Below are 18,981 nucleotides of genomic sequence, written 5' to 3'. Positions count from 1 at the left end.
GCTGCAAGGGCTGGCGCGCCAATTCCCCGGCTCATGCGTCGCCCCAGTCCTGCGGTGACGCGCAACTGTGTCGGCTGCATTCCAGCTCGAGCGTCACCTGCCGCAAGCCGAAGCGGCTCTGCATTTCCTCCTTCACCGCGCGCTTGATCCCGTCGGCGCGGGCCCAGGCGCCCTCATCGACCACAAGATGCGCCTGCAGCGCAGCGTTGTGCTCGTCGACCTGCCACAAGTGCGCCTTGTGCAGCCCCGCGACGCCGTCGATCGCCTGCGCCGCCTCCAGCACCTGCGCCGGCACCACGTCAGGCGGGCTGCCCAGCATCAGCACGCGGATCACCCCGCCGATCTCGGCAAAGGCCATCCACAGGATGTATCCGGCGATGAGCAGCGTCACCAGCGGGTCGATCCAGGTCCAGCCGAAAAGCAGGATCAGCGTCCCCGCCAAGATCACCGCGAGCGAACCCATGGCGTCTGCCACGTTGTGCAGGAAGGCGGCGCGGATGTTCTGGCTGTCCTTCGACATCGAATAGGTCAGCAGCGCGGTCACCACGTCGATCACCAGCGCGACGGCGGCAATGATCACCACCATCCAGCCCTGCACCGGCTCGGGCGAGAGAAACCGCAGGATCGCCTCGATCATCAGGTAGACGCCGATGACGATCAGCGTGGTGTAGTTGATCAGCGCCGCCACGGTCTCGGCCCGGGCGTAGCCAAAGGGCATCTCGGCATTGGCCGGGCGGCGCGCGATCTTGCGCGCCAGCGCGGCGATGATCAGCGAGATCGCATCCGAGAAATTGTGCAGCGCGTCGGCGATCATCGCGAGGCTGCCCGAGAGGATGCCGCCCACCACTTGCGCGACGGTCAGCAGCATGTTCACGCCGACCGCGAGCGCCATGCGAAAATCGCCGGCCTCGGGGTCCACGTGATGATGGTGGTGATGGTGGTGACTCATGCGGGCATCAGGCGCTCGTACGCCGGGAAGGTCAATAGGGGCGGCAGGATACAGACGGCGCGGCGGCAACCGGCGCCCTGTCCAACCGCGGGATCGGAGGGAGTGAGGGTCGTCAGGCCGTCAGCCTGTCAGAGCACAGCGTCGCGGGATTCGGGCACCGCATGCTGGAGCGTGCGGGTGATATCGTAGCCAGGCCGCTCGGCGTGCTCGTTCTTCGGGAACAGCCCCAGCGCCGCAGACAGCGACAGCAGGGCGGCGGCGCAGAGAATCCAGTGGCGAAAGCTCATCGGGGCGTCCTTCTTCTTGCCTGTTTGTGCGGGGCGCTGGCATTTCATATGGGGCGCTCTGCGGCGCGATCCACCCGACTATGCAGCAACGCCGGGTCAAGACGGGCTCACGATCCTGCGAGGACACGGCGCAACGGCATGTTTCCGCGCGACAAAGAAAAACGGCCCCCGGGCGGGAGCCGTTCACAGGCGCGGGACGGGACCGGTCGGCTCAGCTCATCTCGCGCAGGCGCGCGACGTAGCGGGCCATGGTGTCGATCTCGAGATTGACCTTGTCGCCTAGCTTCACGCCACCCCAGGTGGTCACTTCTTTGGTGTGCGGGATGAAGTTGATGCCGAAGGTGGTGCCCTGCACCTCGTTGACGGTCAGCGAGGTGCCGTTGAGCGCCACCGAGCCCTTGGGCGCGATGAACTTCGCCAGCTCGTCCGGCGCGCGCAGCTGCACGCGGGTGCTGTCCCCCTCGTCCTGGATCGAGACCACCTCCGCCAGCCCGTCCACATGGCCCGACACGATGTGCCCGCCCAGCTCGTCGCCGACCTTCAGCGCCCGCTCGAGATTGACCCGCTTGCCGGGTTCCCAGGATCCAAGGTTGGTCTTGGACAGGGTCTCGGCGCTGATCTGCACGTCGAACCAGTCCTCGCCCAAAGTCACCACGGTCAGGCAGACGCCGTCGCAGGCAATGGAGGCGCCGATTTCGATGCCCGCGGTGTCATAGGCGGTGCCGATGCGCGCGGTCAGGTCGCCCGCCTGTTCGAGCGCCCGGATTTCCCCCATGTCGGTGACGATGCCGGTGAACATCTGCAAATCCTCTCGACGGCCCCGAGCGCCATAGATCTCTGGTCACGGGCCTTATTTTGGTCAAATACTGCCGCTAGGGAGGGCCATCGGGCCGGAGAGCCGGACGCCAACCCCTTACGAGTAGGCCGATCCTTAACGAGTGCCCATGTCCAAGGCAACCGCAGACCAGCCAGCAGCGCCACCGCGCCGTGTCTTCCTCTTCCTGCAGGGGCCGCACGGTCCGTTCTTTCATCGTCTCGGCGCCATGTTGCGCCGCACCGGGGCCGAGGTCTGGCGGGTCGGATTCAATGCCGGAGACCGCGCGTTCTGGTTCCACGGCGAGAGCTACCTGCCCTTCAACGGCACCCCCGAGGACTGGCCCGCACGCATCGCCGCCCTGCTCGCCGAGAAGCGTGTCACCGACCTCGTGCTTTACGGCGACACGCGCGGCATCCACGCCGAGGCGGTGACCGAGGCGCGTCGCCGCGGGCTGCGCGTCCATGTCTTCGAGGAAGGCTACATGCGCCCCTACTGGGTGACCTACGAACGCGGCGGCGCCAATGGGCATTCGCGGCTGATGCAGATGGACGTGGCGGACATGCGCGCCGCGCTGGCACGGTCCGACATGGAAGCCCCCCTGCCCCCCGGCCACTGGGGCGACATGCGCCAGCACATCTTCTATGGCGCGCTCTACCATTGGTTCGTGATGTTCCGAAACGGCGACTATCGCAACTTCCGCGCCCATCGCGACCTGCCCGTCGCGCGCGAGTTCCAACTCTACCTGAAACGTCTGCTGACGATGCCGCTGACCCGGGTCGAGCGCTTCCTCGAGACTCTGCAGATCCGCCGCGGCGGCTACCCCTACCACCTCGTGCTGCTGCAGCTCGAGCACGACTCCAGCTTCCGCAAGCATTCGCCGTTTGGCAGCATGGCCGAGTTCGTCGACCTCGTACTGGACGGCTTCGCCGAAGGCGCGCCAAGGCACCATCATCTGGTGTTCAAGGCCCATCCTCTTGAGAATGGCCAGCTGCCGCTGCGCCGCATGATCGCCGAGGCCGCGCGTCGGCTCGGCATCGCCGACCGGGTGCATTTCGTCCCCGGCGGCAAGCTGGCAAGGCTTCTCGACGACGCGCGCAGCGCGGTGACGGTGAATTCAACCGCCGGACAGCAGGTGCTCTGGCGCGGCATTCCGCTCAGGACCTTCGGCCGCGCGGTCTATGCCAAGCCCGAGTTCGTCTCTGATCAGCCGCTGCCCGAGTTCTTCGCCTTGCCGACCCGCCCAGACAGCCGCGCCTACAAGGACTACCGGCGGTATCTGCTTGAAACCAGCCAAGTTCCCGGTGGCTTCTACGCGTCGCGCGGGCGCAGACAACTTCTGCGGCAGGTGGTCGACATGATGCTCTCCCCTCACGATCCTTACGACGCGCTGCGCAACGGGACCGCGGCGCCTCGGCAACAGTTGCGGCTGGTCCGCTGAGCCCGCGCCAAGGCCGGACTCGCTTTTGAAACCGCATTTCCGTACCTTACGCAAAAAACCTGAGGCAGATAAGAACAGGTCGAGGAGACCGAGCCGTGAAACAGTCCCGCTCCCGATGGGCGAAATCCGCCGCCCTTCTGGCCGCAGTGTCGATTCTGGCATCCTGCGCCCTGCCCCGCGTCGGTCCCAACAAGGATGAAATCTACTCCGGTTCCGTGCAGCGCGAAGGCGATGCCTTCATCGTTTCGGTCAACGACCGGGTGACCCGCGCCACCGCCGTCGTGCCAGCGCTCGGCTTTTCCGACCAGTTCCAGGGCGCCGGCCTCGTCGGCTCCGACACCATCCAGCCCGGCGATACGCTCGGCCTGACGATCTGGGAGAACGTCGACGACGGGCTGCTGGCCGCTGCCGAAACCAATGCCACCGCGCTTGAAGAGGTGCAGGTCGATGGCTCGGGCTTCATCTTCGTGCCCTACGCCGGCCGCATAAGAGCCTCGGGCAACTCGCCCGAGACCGTGCGCCGGATCATCACCGAGAAGCTGCAGGATCAGACCCCCGACCCGCAGGTCGAGGTGCGCCGCCTTGCCGGTGACGGCTCGACCGTCAGTCTGGTCGGCGCCGTGGGCGGTCAGGGCGTCTACGCCATCGAGCGCCCGACCCGGACGCTTTCGTCGATGCTGGCCCGCGCTGGCGGCATCACCATCCAGCCCGAGATCGCCCAGATCACCGTGCTGCGTGGCGGCAACCAGGGCAAAATCTGGTTCCAGGACCTCTACAAGAACCCGCGCTTCGACATCGCCCTGCGCGGCGGCGACCGCATCCTCGTCGAGGAGGACACCCGGGCCTTCACCGCGCTCGGCGCCACCGGCACCCAGGCCCGCGTTCCCTTCGAGACGCAGACGCTTTCGGCCGTCGAGGCGATCGCCCAGGTCGGCGGCCTCGTGCCCTCGGCCTCGGATCCGACCGGCGTGTTCATCTTCCGCAACGAGCCCGCCGACATCGCCAACCAGGTGCTCGGTCGCAGCGATCTGATCGGGGCACAGCGCATGGTCTACGTGCTCGACCTGACCAAGCCCAACGGCATGTTCATGGCGCGCGACTTCGTGGTGCGCGACCAGGACACGCTTTACGTCACCGAGGCGCCCTATGCCCAATGGAGCAAGGCGATCACTTCGCTCACCGGCACGCTGACCGCCATCGCAACCGTCTCGACCGTCCGCGACGCGGTGACCAACTGATTAAGGACAAGGCCCTGAATAATCATAACGAGGGACAGGGCAGCGCCGGGGGAGAAATCCCCCGGCGTCTCTATGTCTACACCGGCGGTTTCCTGACCCAGCGCCGGCTGCGGCGGATGCTGACACTGGCTGGCTGGAAGGTATCCCTGGGCCTCCCCTCCGCGCAGGATCACGTCGGCGTCTGGGGCCAGTCTCCCTACGCCGCGCGCGGCGAGGCGATGGCGGCACGCTACGGGGCACCTCTGCTGCGGATCGAGGACGCCTTCCTGCGCTCGCTGCACCCGGGCCGCAAGGGACAGCCCCCGCTCGGGCTGCTGCTCGACCGTACGGGCGTGCATTTCGACGCCAGCACGCCTTCGGACCTGGAGACCCTGCTGGCCACCCACCCGCTCGACGATCACGCTCTGCTCGCGCGCGCCCGCGGCGGCATTGCCCGGATGCGCGCGGCGCATCTCACCAAGTATAGCGGCTTCGACCCCGCGCACCCGGTGCCCGGGCCCGGCTACGTGCTGGTCATCGACCAGACGCAGGGCGACGCCTCGGTCCGCGCCTCGGGCGGCGACCGCAACCGCTTTCTCGAGATGCTCTACTGGGCCCAGGAGGAAAATCCCGGCGCCCGCATCGTGATCAAGACCCATCCAGAGACCGCGCAGGGGCTGCGGCCGGGACATTTCACCCAAGACGAGGCACAGGGGCGGGTCAGCCTCTGCACCGATCCCGTCTCTCCCTGGGCGCTGCTCGAGGGGGCTGTGGCGGTCTACACGCTCAGCTCCCAGATGGGCTTCGAGGCGATCCTTGCCGGGCACCGCCCCCGTGTCTTCGGCACGCCCTTCTATGCGGGATGGGGGCTGACGCAGGACGAGATGCCTTTGCCACGCCGGAACCGCAGCCTGACCCGGGCACAGCTCTTTGCCGGGGCGATGATCCTCCATCCCACCTGGTACGATCCATGCCGCGACACGCTCTGCCCCTTCGAGGACGCTCTCGGCGCGCTCGAGGCGCAGACCCGGGCGTGGCGCGAGGACCGGCAAGGCTGGGTCGCCTCGGGCATGAGACTGTGGAAACGGGGCGCGTTACAGCGCTTCTTTGGCGGGCAGAAAGGGGTGGTCTTTGCCGAAGGCGCCGCCGCCGACCGCAAGTCTGTACAAACCGGTCGCCGCCGCATGACCTGGGCGGGCAAGGCCGAGGGGAACGTGGTGCGAGTCGAAGACGGCTTCCTGCGCTCGCGCGGGCTCGGGGCCGAGCTGGTTCCGCCGCTGTCGCTGGTGCTCGACGATCTGGGAATCTACTACGATCCGACCCGGCCTTCGCGGCTGGAAACGATCCTCGCGAAAGCGCCCGAGCTGCGCCCCGACCAGCAGGACCGCACTCAGCGGCTCATCGCGCGGCTCACCGGCGCGGGTCTGACCAAATACAACCTCGGAACGCAGCCCCCGGCCCTGCCTGACGGGCGTCGCATCCTCGTGGTCGGGCAGGTTGAAGATGATGCCTCGATCCGCCTCGGCAGCCCCGACATGCAGAGCAACGCCGCGCTGCTCGCCCGCACCCGCGCCGAGAACCCCGAGGCCGTGCTGCTGTGGAAGCCGCACCCGGACGTCAGCGCCGGGCTGCGCAGGGGCGCTGTCTCGCAGCCCGAACTTTGGTCCGACCTGACGGTCGAGGGCACGGACATGGGAGCTCTGCTGCGGCAGGTGCAGGAGGTCTGGACGATGACGTCGCTTTCCGGCTTCGAGGCGCTGCTGCGCGGGGTTCCCGTCACGACGCTCGGCGCGCCATTCTACGCCGGATGGGGGCTGACGCGCGACCTCGGGCCGGTCCCGGCGCGCCGCCTGTCCGGACAGCGGCCCACGCTCGAGGCGCTGGTCCACGCCACCCTCATCGCCTACCCGCGGTACCGCGATCCGGTGAGCGGCCTGCCCTGCACGGTAGAGGTCGTCGCGGAGAGGCTGGAGCAGGGTGCGATCCCGCACCCCGGCCTGTCCAACCGGCTGCTGTCGAAACTTCAGGGGCTGCTTGCCTCGCAGGCGCATTTCTGGCGCTGACGCGCCGGGGGCCGCCGTTGGCGCTCAGCGCCGCCCGCGCAGCGCCCCGAGGCTCGCCGTGACCGCAAAGATCAGCGTTGCCGCGCAGACCATGCTCGGACCCGCGGGCGTGTCGAAGAGCAGCGCCCCCTCGAGCCCGGCCAATGCAGAAACCCCACCGATCCCCGTTGCCATCAGCGCCATCGCCTCGGGCGTGCGCGCAAAGGGCCGGGCCGCCGCCGCCGGGATGAGCAGCATCGCCCCGATCAAGAGCACGCCCACCACCTTGATGGCCACCGCCACGGTCAGCGCCAGCGCCACGGTCAGCACCCGGCTTTCCAGTCGCGGGTCGATGCCGCTGGCATGGGCAAGGTCGGGCGAGAGCGTCGCGGTCAGCAGCGCCTGCCAGCGCCAGAGCAGCAGCGCCAGCACGAGCGCCGCCCCGCCCCAGATCACCAGCAAATCGCTCTTGGTCACCGCGAGGATGTCACCGAAGAGATAGGCCGAGAGGTCGAGCCGCGCGCCCGGTACGAAGGTGATCGCCACGAGGCCGATCGCCAGCGCACCATGCGCCAGCACGCCCAGCACCGTGTCGATCCCAAGCCCGCGCTCGCTCAGCGCGCCCACGAGCACCGCCATGACCAGCGCCACGAAGAGCGTCCCGGCAAAGACCGGCAGCGAGAGGGCCAGCGAGAGCGCCACGCCAAGGATCGCCGCATGGGCCGTAGCATCGCCGAAGTTGGCCATGCGCCGCCACGATACGAAGCAGCCGAGGGGTGCCGCCGCCAAGGCAAGGCCGAGCCCCGCCAGCGCCGCGCGTACAAGGAAATCGTCCAGCATCAGTGCCCGTGCCCTGCGTGATCGTGGTGGGAATGGTCATGCGCATGGTCATGGGCATGATCGTGCGTATGCGTGTGCTCGTGTCGGTAGAGCGCCAGCGCGCCATGGGTGCCGGTGCCGAAAAGCGCCCGGTACTCCGCCGCCTGCGCCACCGTCTCGGGGTGGCCCTGGCAGCACACATGGCCGTTGAGGCAGACCACGCGGTCCGAGGCGCTCATCACCACGTGCAGCTCGTGGCTGACCATCACCACGGCGCAGCCAAGCCGCGCGCGGATCTGCTCGATCTGCCGGTAAAAGGCCGCCGAGCCCGGCTGGTCGAGCCCCTGCGTCGGCTCGTCGAGCAGCAGCACCTCGGGCTTTCCGAGGATCGCCCGCGCCAGCAGCACGCGCTGGAACTGGCCGCCCGAGAGTCCCGACATGGGCCGCTCCTCCAGCGCCCCGGCCCCGGCCTCTTCCAGCGCGGCACGGCCCTCGGCGCGGCTGATCCGCTGCGGCAGCGACAGGAACCGCGCCACGGTCAGCGGCAGGGTCGCGTCGATCTGCAGCTTTTGCGGCACGTAGCCGAGCCGGAGCCCCGGCTTGCGCGTCACCTTGCCCGCCTGCGGCCGGACCGCGCCGATCAGCGTGCGCAGCAGCGTCGACTTGCCCGAGCCGTTCGGCCCGACGATCGTGACGATCTCCCCGGGATCGACGTGGAAATCGACACCTTGAAGCACCGGATGCTCGCCCAGCGTGACCTGCAGGCCACGCGCCTCGATCAGCGTCATGCGGCGGCTCCGCGGCAGTGCGGGCAGAGCCCCTCGGCCTCGACCACCATCCGCTCGAGCGCGAAATCGAGCTCCTCGGCGGCGGCCTTCACCGCCTCGCCAATCCCCTGCGAGCGCATTTCGGCCACCAGCCCGCAGGCGCTGCAGAGCAGGAAGGCCGGCTTGTGCCGCTCGCCGGGATGGGCGCAGGCGACAAAGGCGTTCAGCCGCTCGATCTTGTGGGCAAAGCCGTTGCTGACGAGGAAGTCCAGGGCCCGATACACCGTCGGCGGCTGCGCCGGCTGACCGTCGTCGCGCATGGCATCGAGCAGCTCGTAGGCGCCCATCGCCTTGTGCTTGCGCAGCAAGAGCTCGAGCACCCGGCGGCGCTGCTTGGTGAGCGACAGCCCCTCGCGCGCGCAGGTGTCTTCCGCCGCCTGCAGGGCGCTCTCGCGGCAATGCGCGTGGTTGTGCGGGGTGAACCCGAGAGGATCGGTATGCTCTGTCATGTCGTCTGCCCTGATGCCTGACATCTCGCCCCCGGAGCGGGACCGCGGTGGATGGGGGTTGATATGTTATAGTGTTGCCGATATCAACCCCACCTGTTGTTACTTTATAACACACCTTGATTCCCGACCGTCACGCAAGAGGCCCCGATGTACCGCTCCCTCCTCCCCGCCCTTCTGCTCGCCAGCCCCGCTTTCGCCGAGGTGCCTAAGGTGGTCACCGACATCGCCCCCGTGCAGGGGCTGGTGGCCAGCGTGATGGGCGACCTCGGCACACCGGACCTGCTGATCCCCGCCAGCGCCTCTCCGCACAGCCACGCGCTGAAACCTTCCGAGGCGCGCGCGCTGCAGCAGGCCGACCTGGTCTTCTGGATCGGCGAGGAGCTGAGCCCGGACCTCGCCCGCAAGATCGACTCGATCGCACAGGCGGGCAGCGCAGTCTCGCTCTTCGACCTGCCCGGCACCCGGCATCTCGCGGCGCGCGACGACGTGCTTTTCGCCGAGCCCGGTGCGCAGGGGGATCATGACCACGGCGGGCACGACGAGGAGGCGCACGATCACGACGCGCATGACGATCACGGTCATGACGACCATGCGCACGAGGACCATCACGACCATGGTCACGAGGCGGGCGGACACCACCACGAGGGCGACGACCCCCACGCCTGGCTCTCGGTCGACAATGCCGCGACTTGGCTGACCGCGATTGCCGAGAGCCTTGCGGCGCAGGATCCCGAGAACGCCCAGACCTATGCCGCCAACGCCGAGGCCGCGCAGGCCCGCATCGCCGAGGCCCGCGCCGCCGCCGAAGCCACGCTCGCGCCGGTGAAGGACAACCATTTCGTCGTCTTCCACGACGCCTTCCAGTACTACGAGGACAGCTTCGGGCTGACCGTGCTGGGTGCGATCTCGCTCTCGGATGCCACCACCCCCAGCCCGGCCCGCCTCGACGCGCTGCGCGATGCGCTGAGCGGCGCCGCAGCGGCCTGCGTCTTTGCCGAGCCGCAATTCGACCCGCGCCTCATCGCGGCGGTGACCGAAGGCGCGGGCACCCCGGTGGCCGAGATTGACCCGCTCGGCGCCACGCTCGAGCCCGGCCCCGGCTTCTACCCGGCGCTGATCGAGGACATGGCGCAGCGCATCGCGGATTGCGCCGCTCAATAAGCTCTACCCCGACATCCCGCTGCGCGACGCCTCTTTGCCTTGATGGCAAAGGGGCTTTTCCTTGCCGCATTTCCCGACTAATTAGCTTGGATAAAGGACGCGGGCGCCGCGTCGCCGGGGTTTGCCACTCTCAGACCTTGCGGAACTCACGGCGCCACAGCCGCGCAAGGAAACCGGATGACCACGCCCCTCGCCTCTCTCAGCCGCCGCGGCTTCCTTGCCGGGGCCGCCAGCCTGCTCGCAGCCCCGAAACTGCATGCCGCCGAGGAGCTGCGCTTTGCGCATGCCTATGGCGAGACGGTCCTCGCGGCGCCGGCGAGACGCGTCGTCTCTCTGGGCTACACCACGCAGGACAGTCTCTTGGCGCTCGGCATCGTGCCGCAGGCGATCCGCTACTGGTACGGCGATCACCCCTATGGTGTCTGGCCCTGGGCGCAGCCGCTGCTCGGCGACGGGCAGCCGATGCTGATGACCGGCGAGGTGTCGATCGAGACCGTCGCCAGCTTCGCCCCCGCTCTCATCGTCGCCATCGGCTCGGGCATCTCCGAGGCCGAATACGCGCTCTTGTCGCAGATCGCCCCGGTGTTGATGCAGGCGCCCGAATTCACCACCTACGGCATGCCCTGGGACGCCGAGCTGCGCATGCTCGCCCGCGCCACCGGCACCTCGGAGCGCGCCGAGGCGCTGGTCGCCGACCTGCACGGCCGCTTCGAGGCTCTGCGTGCCCGGCACCCCGACTGGCAGGGCCAAAGCGCCGTCTGCGCCTGGCACGAGGGCGGGCAGACCAGCGCCTTCCTCGGCGGCGACAGCCGCGCGCAGGTGCTGCGCGAGATGGGCTTCCGCCTGCCCGAGGCGCTGGCGCAGATGCAGGGGACCGACGACTTCTACACCGCGCTCTCGCCCGAGGACCTCTCGCCCATCGACGCCGACCTGCTGCTGTGGATCTCGGACGGTGGACAGGCCGACGATCTCGCCGCGCTCGCTATGCGCCGCACCCTGCGCGCCAACGCCGAGGGGCGCGAGGCCTTCTGCGACGCGCTGCTCTCGGGCGCGCTCTCCTTCGGCAGCGTGCTGTCGGTGCCCTATGCGCTGAAGCGGCTCGAGCCCGAGATCAGTGCCGCCCTCGACGGCGATCCGACAACCGTGGTGCCGAGCGCCTCCGAGGCCGGCCTGCTCTGATGCTCCGCCTGCTCGGTCTTTTCACGCTGCTGGCACTGGCGCTCGCGCTCGCCCTTTCGGTGGGCGCCCGGCCGGTGACGCCCGCCGTGGCGCTGGAGGCCCTGCGGGCCTACGATCCGACCAACCCCGAACATGTGACCCTCATGGCGATCCGCCTGCCCCGCCTTGCGGCAGGGCTGATCGCGGGCGGCGCACTCGGCATCGCCGGCACCGTCATGCAGGTGATGACCCGCAACCCGTTGGCCGACCCCGGACTGCTCGGGGTGAACGCCGGGGCCGCCTTCGCGCTGCTCATCGGGGCGACGGCCCTGGGCACCTCGGACGCCACCTCGGTGGCGCTGCTGACTTTCCCCGGGGCGGCGCTCGCCTCGGCGCTGGTGTTCACCCTGGGAGGCGGGCTGCGCGGCGACGTGGGACCGGTGCGGCTGACCTTGGCGGGCGCGGCGCTGAACGCGCTGCTGCTGTCGCTGGTTACCGCCATCGTGCTCATCCGGCAGGACACGCTCGACATGTTCCGCTTCTGGGTCGCCGGATCGCTGACCCAGGCCGCCAGCCGCCCGCTCATGGAAATGGCTCTCATCGCCGCAGCCGGGGGGATCCTGGCGCTGGCCGTCGCCCCGCAGATCGAGGCGCTCTCGCTCGGCTCGGCGCTGTCGCGCGGTCTTGGCACGAAGCCCCGCCGGGTGCAGGCGGCGGCGCTGGCGGTGGTGACGCTTTGCACCGGGGCGGCCGTGGCGGTCGCCGGGCCGATCGCCTTCCTGGGCCTCATGGTGCCGCCGCTCGCCCGGCGCGTCGCGGGCCATGCGCTGCGCCGCGAACTTCTCGCCTCCGCCCTGCTGGGCGCGGCACTGCTGCTCTTTGCCGACACGCTGGGCCGGGTGGTGATGCCGCCCGCCGAGGTCCGGGCGGGCGTCATGACGGCACTGATCGGCGGGCCGATCTTCCTCTGGGTGGCACGGCGCCTGCGCCCCGGGGCCACCGCATGAAGGGGGCTCTGACGCTCTGTCTGCTGCTGCTCTGCGCGACGCTGGCGGCGCTGGCGCTGGGGCCGGTGCAGCTGAGCCCCGCCCTGCTCTGGCAGGGGCTGAGCACCGGCGAGGGCCCCGGCGCGCTGGTGCTGGGCACGATCCGCGGCCCTCGGGTCGTCACGGCGCTGGGTGCCGGGGCGGTTCTGGGCCTCTCGGGCGCGCTTTTCCAAGCGCTCTTCCGCAACCCGCTCGCGGCGCCGGACATCATGGGGTTCACCGCGGGCGCGGGGCTGACCATCATCGCCGCCATCGCGCTCGGCCTCACCCTGCCGCCGCCGCTGTTGGCGGCGGGCGGCGGTCTGGCGGCGGCGCTGCTGGTCGCGCTGCTCTCGCAGCGCAGGGGCCATGCGACGCCGCCGCTGACGATGATCCTGGTCGGGCTCGGCATCGGCTTCATCGCCTCGGCGCTGTCGAGCTTCCTGCTGACCCTGCTCCCGCATCCGCAGGCCGCCGAAGCCCAGCGATGGCTGACGGGCTCGCTGGCAGCGCGCGACTGGACCCATGTGGCGCAGGTGTGGCTGATTGGCGCGCTGCTGGCGGCGCTGGCCCTGGCGCAGATGCGCCGCCTCGCCGCGCTGGAGCTGGGAGAGGACCTCGCCGCCGGGCTCGGCCTGCGCGTCGGTCGGGCGCGCCTAGCGCTGGCCGGAACCGCCGTGCTGCTGGCGGCGGCGGGCGTGGCGGTGGCGGGCCCGGTGCCCTTCATCGCGCTGATGTCCGGCCCGCTTGGCGCGCGGATCACCGGCGCGCGGCGGCTGCGCGGACAGATGCTCTCGGCCGCGGGCACCGGTGCGCTGGTGCTGGTGGTCGCCGACCTTGCCGCCCGCGCGGCGCTGCCCGGCATCCAGCTGCCCGCCGGGGTGATGACCGGGCTTCTCGGTGCCCCCTACCTGCTCTGGCGCCTGTCGCGCGAAATGGAGAAAGGCGAGCTATGACCCTTGATCTGCCCCCCGCCGGCCTCGCCGCCGAGCGCCTCTCGCTGGGGTACGCCGAGCGCCCGGTGATCGCGGAGCTGTCGCTCGCGCTGCCGCGCGGCGAAATGACCGCCATCCTTGGCCCGAACGGCTGCGGCAAGTCCACCCTGCTGCGCGCCATGGCCCGGCTGCTCGCCCCCTCTGCCGGGCGCGTGCTGCTCGACAGCGAGGACATCCACCGCCGCGACACCCGCGCGCTGGCCCGCGAGTTGGCGATCCTGCCGCAGAGCCCCATCGCCCCCGAGGGCATCACCGTCGCCGATCTCGTCAAGCGCGGCCGCACGCCGTGGCGCGGCCCCTTCACCCCTTGGCGCGACGAGGATGCCTCTGCCTGCGCCGACGCGCTGGCCGCCGTGCAGATGAGCGCATTCGCCGACCGTCCCATTGGCGAGCTCTCTGGCGGGCAGCGGCAGCGGGCCTGGATCGCGCTGGTGATGGCGCAATCCGCGCCGCTCCTGCTGCTCGACGAGCCGACCACCTACCTCGACCTCGTGCATCAGATCGAGGTGCTGGCACTGCTGCGCCGCCGCAACCGCGAAGCCGGGCTGACGGTGGTCTCGGTGCTGCACGACCTGAACCTCGCGGCGCGTTTCTCCGACCGGCTGGTGCTGCTGGGCCGCGACGGGCTCGTCGCCACCGGCAGCCCTTGGGAGGTGCTGACGCCCGCACAGCTTCAGACCGCCTTCGGACTTGCCGCCCGCGTCGATCCCGACCCGGTGACCGGCACGCCGATGGTCATCCCGCTCTGAGCGAAAGGCGCACCATGGTTCTGCCCGACCGATCCATCTCTGCCAGCCGATACGACGGCCCGCTGCCCGAGGGCTTCCTCAGCCGCCTGCGCGCACAGCTCGAAGACTACGACATCCCGCTGCAGCAACGCGGGCACCAGCTGACCGCCCGCTACACCCAGGCCGATATCACCCTGCGGCTCGACCACGCCGGCTTTGCCGTGCAGATCGCCGCCGAGGGCGAAGTGCCCCTGCACCAATGCCGTGAAAGCGTGATCTACTTCCTCGACGCGGCGCTGCCCGAGGCGAGCGCGCGCATGACCTGGAGCGGCGTCAATGCCCGCCGCACACCGCCCAACTTCCACCTCGCCGCCGTGGTCGGCACGCGGCGGATCAGCCCGGGCTTCCTGCGCGTCGAGATGGCCTGCGACGGCATCGCGACGCTGCAGGAGGGCGGCATGCATTTCTCGCTGCTGCTGCCGCCCGAGGGGACCACGCCGCGCTGGCCCGAGTTGACCGAGCAGGGCCGCACCATCTGGCCGGATGGCGCCTGCGCGCTGCACAGGGCGGCCTATACCTTCGTCTGGCTCGATGCCAAGGCGGGGCGGTTTGCCTTCGACATCTTCGAGCATGAGGGCGGGCAGACCACCGACTGGGCGCGTCGCGCGAGGCCGGGCGAGACGGTGGGCGTGATGGGACCGGGCGGCGGCGAGTTCCCCGAGGCCGACCATATCCTGCTTGCCGGGGATGAGACCGCCCTGCCCACCATCCGCCGCATCCTCGAGCAGTCGCCCGCGGACCGGCGCGGCACGGTGATCCTGGAGACCGCCTCGGAGCAGCACCGTCCCGCGCTGATCCTGCCAGCGGGCATGGCGCTGCGCTGGATCACCCGCGGCCACGGCGGCGGCCTGGGGGCTGCACTGAAAGCGGTCACGGGGCTTGAGGACGGCCAATGCGTCTGGGTTGCCGCCGAGAAATCCATTGTCCGCTCGGCCAAGGCCCACTTCAAGGAGCTTGGCCTGCCGCGCGAGCGCGGGTATTTCTCGGCCTATTGGACCAAGGGCTGAGACCGGGCGGCCCCGCCGCTCAGACCCCGGCATCAGACCCCGGTGCTCAGACCCCGCCGGTGCGCCCGGGGAAGACCTGCAGCGTCACGCCCGCCCCCTCGAGCGCCGCGCGCACGGCCCGGGCGATCTGCAGCGCCGTCTTGCCGTCGCCATGCAGGCAGATCGTGTCCACCGCCGCCGGGATGTGCTTGCCGCTCTCGGTGATGATTGCCCCGGCCTCGACCATCTTGACCATGCGCGCGGCAGCCAGTTCGGCATCGTGGATCACCGCGCCCGGCAGCGCCCGGTCGACCAGCGTCGCATCGTCGTTATAGGCGCGGTCGGCAAAGATCTCGCCGGCCCAGCGGCAGCCCAACTCCTCGACCGCCGCCTGCTGCTGCGTCGCCGCCAGCACCATGACGATGATCTCGGGATCGACCGCGAGCGCCCCCTCGTAGGCGGCCAGCGCCATGGCCTTGTCCTCGGCGCACATGTTGGCCAGCGCGCCGTGCAGCTTGAGGTGCCGCACCTTGCCGCCCGCCATGCCCGCCATCGCCTGCGCCGCGCCGAGCTGGTAGGCGGTCAGGTTGCGCAGGCTGGCCGACGACAGCTGCATCCGCCGCCGCCCGAACCCCTGCAGGTCCGGAAAACCCGGGTGCGCGCCGATGCCGGTGCCATGGTCGACGGCGCGTTTCATCGTCGCCGCCATGACGTCGGGATCGCTGGCGTGAAACCCGCAGGCGATATTGGCCGAGGTGATCACCTCCAAGAGCGCCGCGTCCTGCCCCATGACCCAGGGCCCGAAGCTTTCACCCATATCCGCGTTGAGATCGACGCTGGTCATCCTGCGCTCCCCTTTTTTCTGTCGTGTCTAGTGGTCGTGATGCTCGCCGTTGGAAAACCCGCTGACCAGCTTGTAGCCCAGAAGGTCCGGAACATCGCCGGGGTGCCGTACCAGCGGCTCGACCCGGCGCGGCATCTCCTTGAGCGCGGCGCGATGGGCCGCCTCGGCCGCCAGTGCCTCGTCCATCGATACGAAGCGGAAGCGCAGCTCGGCCCCGGCGGGCGCCTGCGCGATGCTCGGCAGATCGGCGGGAATGACCGTGACCAGGCGCGGATAGCCGCCTGTCGTCTGGCACTCGGCCAGCAGCACGAAGGGGGCGCCGTCTCCGGTCACCTGGATGTCGCCGGGGGTGATGATCTCGGAGACCACCGACAGCCCCCCCTCGACGCCGAAGGGCTCGCCCTCGGCCACGACCTTGGCGCCCATCCGGTTGGCGCGGGCGTCGCGGGTGAAGCGGGTGGTCTCGAGCCGGGCGCGCTGCTCCTCGGGGAAGAGCCGGGTCTGCAGGCTCTCGACCACGCGCAATGCGCCGCCCGAAAAACGGTCCTCGACAGCCAGCTTGCGTGCCACGGCGCTGCCGCGGTCGGCACCCACGCGAATGCGGTCGCCTGCCTCGATCGCCCGGCCGAGCCCGGCCGTCAGATGCGCCGAGACCGCGCCGAGGATCTCGTCAGGCGCAAGCCCCCCGCCCACCGACAGGTAGCCATAGGCCCCGGCCTGCAGCGGGCCGATCTCCAGAACCGCGCCCTTGGGCAGCGCGTGGCAGGCGTGCCAGACAACCGGCGCGCCGTCGATGCTGGCGCGCATCGGCGCGCCGGTCAGCGCGATGCGCAGATCGCAGCCCGCCTCGAAGCGCCCGCCCATGCCGCCCATCTCCAGCGCCGCGCTCTCGCCCTGCCCGAGCAGCGCCGCAGCCTCGGCCAGCGCCATGCGGTCCATGGCGCCGCCCCGTGACAAGCCATAGGCGATCCAGCCCGGACGCCCGCCATCCTGCACGGTGACCGCCGGCCCGGCGCGATGGACGATCAGCTCGCGGCGCGTGGTTCCGGTCATGGCCTTGCTCATGACAGCGCCTCCCAGCTCGCCCCGCCGTCGGGATCGTCCTGCATCCGGTTAAAGACCTCCTCCGAAACCTGCGGGAATTCCACCTCGTCGCCCGGCGCCAGCAGGAAAGGCCGCTCGGCCCCGAGCCGGAACAGCGGCGCGGCGGTCTGGCCGACGTGGCGCCAGCCGGTCGGCGCGGTGACCGAGAAGATGACGAATTGCCGGATCGCCAGCACCAACGCCCCCTGCGGCACGCGCGGCGTCAGCGCCTGCTGGCGCGGGATGTTCCACACCTCCGGCAACTCACCCAGATAGGGCTGGCCCGGCGCGAAGCCAAGCGCCGTCACCCGCACCCGCGCCGAGGACAGCGAGGCCACCGCCTCGGCCTCGGTCATCCCCGCCACCTGTGCCGCCTCCGCCAGCTGCGGCGCGAGGGTGCCGCCATAAGCGGTAGGAATGCGGTGCAGGCGGCGGCCGTGCGGCAACTCGGCCTGCAGCCAGTCGCGCGAGCTTATCAGCGCGCGCAGCCGCGCCTCGAGCGTGGCATGCTTGAGCGCCAGCGGATCGAAGCGCAGATAGGCCGAGACCAGCGACGAGGATATCTCCTCCACCCCCTCCCAGCTTTCGCGCTCCAGCGCGGCACGGAAGGCCAGCGCGGCGCGGTTGGCAGGCTCGCTCAGCCGGTCGCCGAAGCTCACCAGCATGCCGTCGATGCCAGCGGTGCGCAGCAGGGGATAGGAAGACGTATGGGTCATGCGCGGGACGTTAGCGATGTCCCGCGCGGCTGCAACAGGCAATGACCGTCGCCGGCCCCGGGACCGGCCCTGCGTTTCTTCCAGACAGACGTTCCTTCGGGAGGACGCGCGCAGCGCGGTGGCAGCGAAGGCCCTTGCCCGCCCTGTCAGTGCCGCGTCTGCTTGGCCTGTTCGCGCTCGGCAAGCTCGATCGCCTCTTCCACGTCCTGCGGATCGTCCGAGGGCACGGCGTAGCTGCCCGACATCCACTTCGCCAGATCGACATCGGCGCAGCGTTTCGAGCAGAAGGGGCGGTATTTCTCGTCGGTCGGCTTGGCGCAGATCGGACAGCTCATGGCAGCATCCCCGGTTTCAGCACCTCGCTCAGCGGCACGCGCTCGCGCTTGCGCTGCAGCTCCATGAGCCCCAGCTGGGTCCAGCCGGCGAGGATGGTTTCGGTGGCGTCGGTCTTCAGCGCCGCGCGCAGCACGGTCTCGAGCTGGCGGCGCTCTTTTTTCGGGATCGGCGCGGGATCGACGATGATCTGCCCGCCAAGCCCGCGCAGGCGCAGCTGCCGGGGCAGCTCGCGCAGGGCGGCGATATTGGCCTTGAGCCCCGCCGCCGGAGAGGTATCGCCGCCGGTATTCACGTCCACCGCGACCAGCGCGCGGGTGGGCTCGATGCTCATCGAGCCGCCCCCGGGCAGCGGCACCAGCGGGCGCTGCAAGGCGGCGATCATCTCGTGCACGTCATGGCGCTCGAAGGCGCCGGGCTCTGCGTCCACGTCGCCCTCGTCCCACTCGCGCCAGGCCATGGAATGCGGCCCGTCGCCCTCGACCAGCAGTTCGGCCTTGCCCGAGACATCCGCCATCACCTGCGCGCAAAGCTGCGCCATGGCGGCGATGTCCTCAGCGATCTCGTCCGCATTGCCCTCGGCGCAGGAAGAGCGCAGGATCAGGCCGTTCTCGGCCTCGTTGGCGCCGGGCATGACCTCATGGGCAATCTCGAGCAGGCTCTCGCGGATGTCCTCGTCCTTGATGCGGCGCGAGATGTTCAGCCCCGGCGCGCCGGGCGTGACGATGGCGTAGCGCGACTTGAAGAGGATGCGGGTGGTGACCGGGATCGCCTTGCCCGGCTCGGCAAAGCCGGTGACCTGCACGATCAGTGGCTGGCCGGGTGCCAGCCCCTTGACCTGCCGCAGGAAGGCCGAGCCCTCGGGCGTGTCGAGGAACATGCCGCCCTGCCCCTTCATCGGGCGCTGCGCGATGCCTCGGTAGATGGTGCCCGGGCGCGCGTGATCGCTGTCGATCAGCAGGTCCTCGAGCTTGCCGTCGACGATCAGCGCGGCGGCTTCCGCCTCGCCGAGCTGGTCGAGCGCGATGGTGCGTCCCTTCATGCGAG

20 protein-coding genes are annotated in these 18,981 nt (G+C 70.1%); 9 read left to right on the top strand and 11 right to left on the bottom strand.

All coding sequences use genetic code 11. From position 1 onward, the window contains the following. Window positions 1-31: 31 nt before the first annotated feature. The 3 genes from G0Q01_RS25500 to G0Q01_RS25490 form a co-directional block, all read right to left on the bottom strand. Window positions 32-949 (bottom strand): cation diffusion facilitator family transporter, encoded by a 918-nt coding sequence (locus G0Q01_RS25500; protein ID WP_164189038.1) that lies wholly within the window; start codon window positions 947-949, stop codon window positions 32-34. Window positions 950-1,077: 128 nt separating this feature from the next. After that, entirely contained in the window at window positions 1,078-1,236 is a 159-nt protein-coding gene (locus G0Q01_RS25495) for a hypothetical protein (RefSeq protein WP_164189036.1), read from the bottom strand. Window positions 1,237-1,447: 211 nt separating this feature from the next. Then, window positions 1,448-2,035, bottom strand: coding sequence for a riboflavin synthase (locus G0Q01_RS25490; protein WP_108966451.1), 588 nt, complete (start codon window positions 2,033-2,035; stop codon window positions 1,448-1,450). A gap of 145 nt (window positions 2,036-2,180) precedes the next feature. Here G0Q01_RS25490 and G0Q01_RS25485 point away from each other — a divergent pair, with 145 nt between their 5' ends. From G0Q01_RS25485 to G0Q01_RS25475, 3 genes are all read left to right on the top strand, one after another. Then, a complete protein-coding gene (locus G0Q01_RS25485; protein ID WP_164189034.1) occupies window positions 2,181-3,491 on the top strand; it encodes a capsule biosynthesis protein in 1,311 nt (436 codons plus the stop codon). A 95-nt stretch (window positions 3,492-3,586) separates the two neighbouring features. Then, the gene (locus tag G0Q01_RS25480; RefSeq protein WP_164189032.1) at window positions 3,587-4,729 is read left to right on the top strand and encodes a polysaccharide biosynthesis/export family protein; all 1,143 of its coding nucleotides are present in this window, start codon (window positions 3,587-3,589) and stop codon (window positions 4,727-4,729) included. Between the two features lie 116 nt (window positions 4,730-4,845). Next, window positions 4,846-6,771: a capsular polysaccharide biosynthesis protein gene (locus tag G0Q01_RS25475; protein WP_235940402.1), complete on the top strand. Its 1,926-nt coding sequence runs from the start codon at window positions 4,846-4,848 to the stop codon at window positions 6,769-6,771. 24 nt (window positions 6,772-6,795) lie between these two features. Here G0Q01_RS25475 and G0Q01_RS25470 read toward each other — a convergent pair whose 3' ends face one another. The 3 genes from G0Q01_RS25470 to G0Q01_RS25460 are packed head-to-tail and all read right to left on the bottom strand — an operon-like array spanning window position 6,796 to window position 8,845. Further along, the gene (locus G0Q01_RS25470; RefSeq protein ID WP_164189028.1) at window positions 6,796-7,590 is read right to left on the bottom strand and encodes a metal ABC transporter permease; all 795 of its coding nucleotides are present in this window, start codon (window positions 7,588-7,590) and stop codon (window positions 6,796-6,798) included. Continuing rightward, window positions 7,590-8,357: a metal ABC transporter ATP-binding protein gene (locus G0Q01_RS25465; RefSeq protein ID WP_164189026.1), complete on the bottom strand. Its 768-nt coding sequence runs from the start codon at window positions 8,355-8,357 to the stop codon at window positions 7,590-7,592. The genes G0Q01_RS25470 and G0Q01_RS25465 overlap by 1 nt, the downstream gene beginning before the upstream one ends. Then, entirely contained in the window at window positions 8,354-8,845 is a 492-nt protein-coding gene (locus tag G0Q01_RS25460) for a transcriptional repressor (RefSeq protein WP_108966464.1), read from the bottom strand. Before G0Q01_RS25460 ends, G0Q01_RS25465 begins: the two co-directional genes overlap by 4 nt. Window positions 8,846-8,992: 147 nt before the next feature. Between G0Q01_RS25460 and G0Q01_RS25455 the strand changes: the two genes are divergently transcribed. The 6 genes from G0Q01_RS25455 (at window position 8,993) to G0Q01_RS25430 (ending at window position 14,979) form a co-directional block, all read left to right on the top strand. Beyond that, complete coding sequence (locus G0Q01_RS25455; protein WP_164213958.1) at window positions 8,993-10,006, top strand: zinc ABC transporter substrate-binding protein; 1,014 nt, start codon at window positions 8,993-8,995, stop codon at window positions 10,004-10,006. Between the two features lie 177 nt (window positions 10,007-10,183). Then, entirely contained in the window at window positions 10,184-11,185 is a 1,002-nt protein-coding gene (locus G0Q01_RS25450) for an ABC transporter substrate-binding protein (protein ID WP_164189022.1), read from the top strand. Next, complete coding sequence (locus tag G0Q01_RS25445; protein ID WP_164189020.1) at window positions 11,185-12,171, top strand: iron ABC transporter permease; 987 nt, start codon at window positions 11,185-11,187, stop codon at window positions 12,169-12,171. Before G0Q01_RS25450 ends, G0Q01_RS25445 begins: the two co-directional genes overlap by 1 nt. Further along, window positions 12,168-13,145: an iron chelate uptake ABC transporter family permease subunit gene (locus G0Q01_RS25440; RefSeq protein ID WP_164189018.1), complete on the top strand. Its 978-nt coding sequence runs from the start codon at window positions 12,168-12,170 to the stop codon at window positions 13,143-13,145. Before G0Q01_RS25445 ends, G0Q01_RS25440 begins: the two co-directional genes overlap by 4 nt. Further along, on the top strand, window positions 13,142-13,933 hold the full coding sequence (locus G0Q01_RS25435) for an ABC transporter ATP-binding protein (RefSeq protein WP_164189016.1): 792 nt from the start codon (window positions 13,142-13,144) through the stop codon (window positions 13,931-13,933). Before G0Q01_RS25440 ends, G0Q01_RS25435 begins: the two co-directional genes overlap by 4 nt. 14 nt (window positions 13,934-13,947) lie before the next feature. After that, window positions 13,948-14,979 carry a siderophore-interacting protein gene (locus tag G0Q01_RS25430; RefSeq protein ID WP_164189014.1) on the top strand — a complete coding sequence of 344 codons (1,032 nt, stop codon included), beginning with the start codon at window positions 13,948-13,950 and terminating at the stop codon, window positions 14,977-14,979. Between the two features lie 46 nt (window positions 14,980-15,025). On the opposite strand, the gene G0Q01_RS25425 is transcribed toward G0Q01_RS25430, so the two are convergent. The 5 genes from G0Q01_RS25425 to G0Q01_RS25405 all read right to left on the bottom strand — a co-directional run bounded on the left by G0Q01_RS25425 (window position 15,026) and on the right by G0Q01_RS25405 (window position 18,976). Beyond that, window positions 15,026-15,802 carry a LamB/YcsF family protein gene (locus G0Q01_RS25425; RefSeq protein ID WP_164189012.1) on the bottom strand — a complete coding sequence of 259 codons (777 nt, stop codon included), beginning with the start codon at window positions 15,800-15,802 and terminating at the stop codon, window positions 15,026-15,028. Window positions 15,803-15,829: 27 nt separating this feature from the next. Continuing rightward, a complete protein-coding gene (locus G0Q01_RS25420; RefSeq protein ID WP_235940400.1) occupies window positions 15,830-16,867 on the bottom strand; it encodes a biotin-dependent carboxyltransferase family protein in 1,038 nt (345 codons plus the stop codon). Beyond that, window positions 16,864-17,601, bottom strand: a complete 738-nt coding sequence (locus G0Q01_RS25415; protein WP_164189010.1) for an allophanate hydrolase subunit 1 — start codon at window positions 17,599-17,601, stop codon at window positions 16,864-16,866. The genes G0Q01_RS25420 and G0Q01_RS25415 overlap by 4 nt, the downstream gene beginning before the upstream one ends. A 146-nt stretch (window positions 17,602-17,747) precedes the next feature. Further along, window positions 17,748-17,936 carry a DNA gyrase inhibitor YacG gene (locus G0Q01_RS25410; RefSeq protein ID WP_164189008.1) on the bottom strand — a complete coding sequence of 63 codons (189 nt, stop codon included), beginning with the start codon at window positions 17,934-17,936 and terminating at the stop codon, window positions 17,748-17,750. Next, window positions 17,933-18,976 carry a ribonuclease E/G gene (locus G0Q01_RS25405; protein WP_164189006.1) on the bottom strand — a complete coding sequence of 348 codons (1,044 nt, stop codon included), beginning with the start codon at window positions 18,974-18,976 and terminating at the stop codon, window positions 17,933-17,935. Before G0Q01_RS25405 ends, G0Q01_RS25410 begins: the two co-directional genes overlap by 4 nt. Between the last annotated feature and the right edge of the window lie 5 nt (window positions 18,977-18,981).

It is taken from the genome of Salipiger sp. PrR007, assembly GCF_010499845.1.
Taxonomy (GTDB): domain Bacteria; phylum Pseudomonadota; class Alphaproteobacteria; order Rhodobacterales; family Rhodobacteraceae; genus Salipiger; species Salipiger pacificus_A.
The sequence above is the reverse complement of the archived record's forward strand: the minus strand, read 5'-3'. Positions and strand labels throughout refer to the sequence as shown.

Coding starts and splice junctions, on each gene's coding strand:
- G0Q01_RS25435 (WP_164189016.1), top strand. CDS start 13,142: ATGACCCTTGATCTGCCCCCCGCCGGCCTCGCCGCCGAGCGCCTCTCG.
- G0Q01_RS25415 (WP_164189010.1), bottom strand. CDS start 17,601: ATGACCCATACGTCTTCCTATCCCCTGCTGCGCACCGCTGGCATCGAC.
- G0Q01_RS25495 (WP_164189036.1), bottom strand. CDS start 1,236: ATGAGCTTTCGCCACTGGATTCTCTGCGCCGCCGCCCTGCTGTCGCTG.
- G0Q01_RS25460 (WP_108966464.1), bottom strand. CDS start 8,845: ATGACAGAGCATACCGATCCTCTCGGGTTCACCCCGCACAACCACGCG.
- G0Q01_RS25445 (WP_164189020.1), top strand. CDS start 11,185: ATGCTCCGCCTGCTCGGTCTTTTCACGCTGCTGGCACTGGCGCTCGCG.
- G0Q01_RS25475 (WP_235940402.1), top strand. CDS start 4,846: ATGCTGACACTGGCTGGCTGGAAGGTATCCCTGGGCCTCCCCTCCGCG.
- G0Q01_RS25485 (WP_164189034.1), top strand. CDS start 2,181: ATGTCCAAGGCAACCGCAGACCAGCCAGCAGCGCCACCGCGCCGTGTC.
- G0Q01_RS25420 (WP_235940400.1), bottom strand. CDS start 16,867: ATGAGCAAGGCCATGACCGGAACCACGCGCCGCGAGCTGATCGTCCAT.
- G0Q01_RS25470 (WP_164189028.1), bottom strand. CDS start 7,590: ATGCTGGACGATTTCCTTGTACGCGCGGCGCTGGCGGGGCTCGGCCTT.
- G0Q01_RS25430 (WP_164189014.1), top strand. CDS start 13,948: ATGGTTCTGCCCGACCGATCCATCTCTGCCAGCCGATACGACGGCCCG.
- G0Q01_RS25405 (WP_164189006.1), bottom strand. CDS start 18,976: ATGAAGGGACGCACCATCGCGCTCGACCAGCTCGGCGAGGCGGAAGCC.
- G0Q01_RS25465 (WP_164189026.1), bottom strand. CDS start 8,357: ATGACGCTGATCGAGGCGCGTGGCCTGCAGGTCACGCTGGGCGAGCAT.
- G0Q01_RS25425 (WP_164189012.1), bottom strand. CDS start 15,802: ATGACCAGCGTCGATCTCAACGCGGATATGGGTGAAAGCTTCGGGCCC.
- G0Q01_RS25440 (WP_164189018.1), top strand. CDS start 12,168: ATGAAGGGGGCTCTGACGCTCTGTCTGCTGCTGCTCTGCGCGACGCTG.
- G0Q01_RS25455 (WP_164213958.1), top strand. CDS start 8,993: ATGTACCGCTCCCTCCTCCCCGCCCTTCTGCTCGCCAGCCCCGCTTTC.
- G0Q01_RS25450 (WP_164189022.1), top strand. CDS start 10,184: ATGACCACGCCCCTCGCCTCTCTCAGCCGCCGCGGCTTCCTTGCCGGG.
- G0Q01_RS25410 (WP_164189008.1), bottom strand. CDS start 17,936: ATGAGCTGTCCGATCTGCGCCAAGCCGACCGACGAGAAATACCGCCCC.
- G0Q01_RS25490 (WP_108966451.1), bottom strand. CDS start 2,035: ATGTTCACCGGCATCGTCACCGACATGGGGGAAATCCGGGCGCTCGAA.
- G0Q01_RS25500 (WP_164189038.1), bottom strand. CDS start 949: ATGAGTCACCACCATCACCACCATCATCACGTGGACCCCGAGGCCGGC.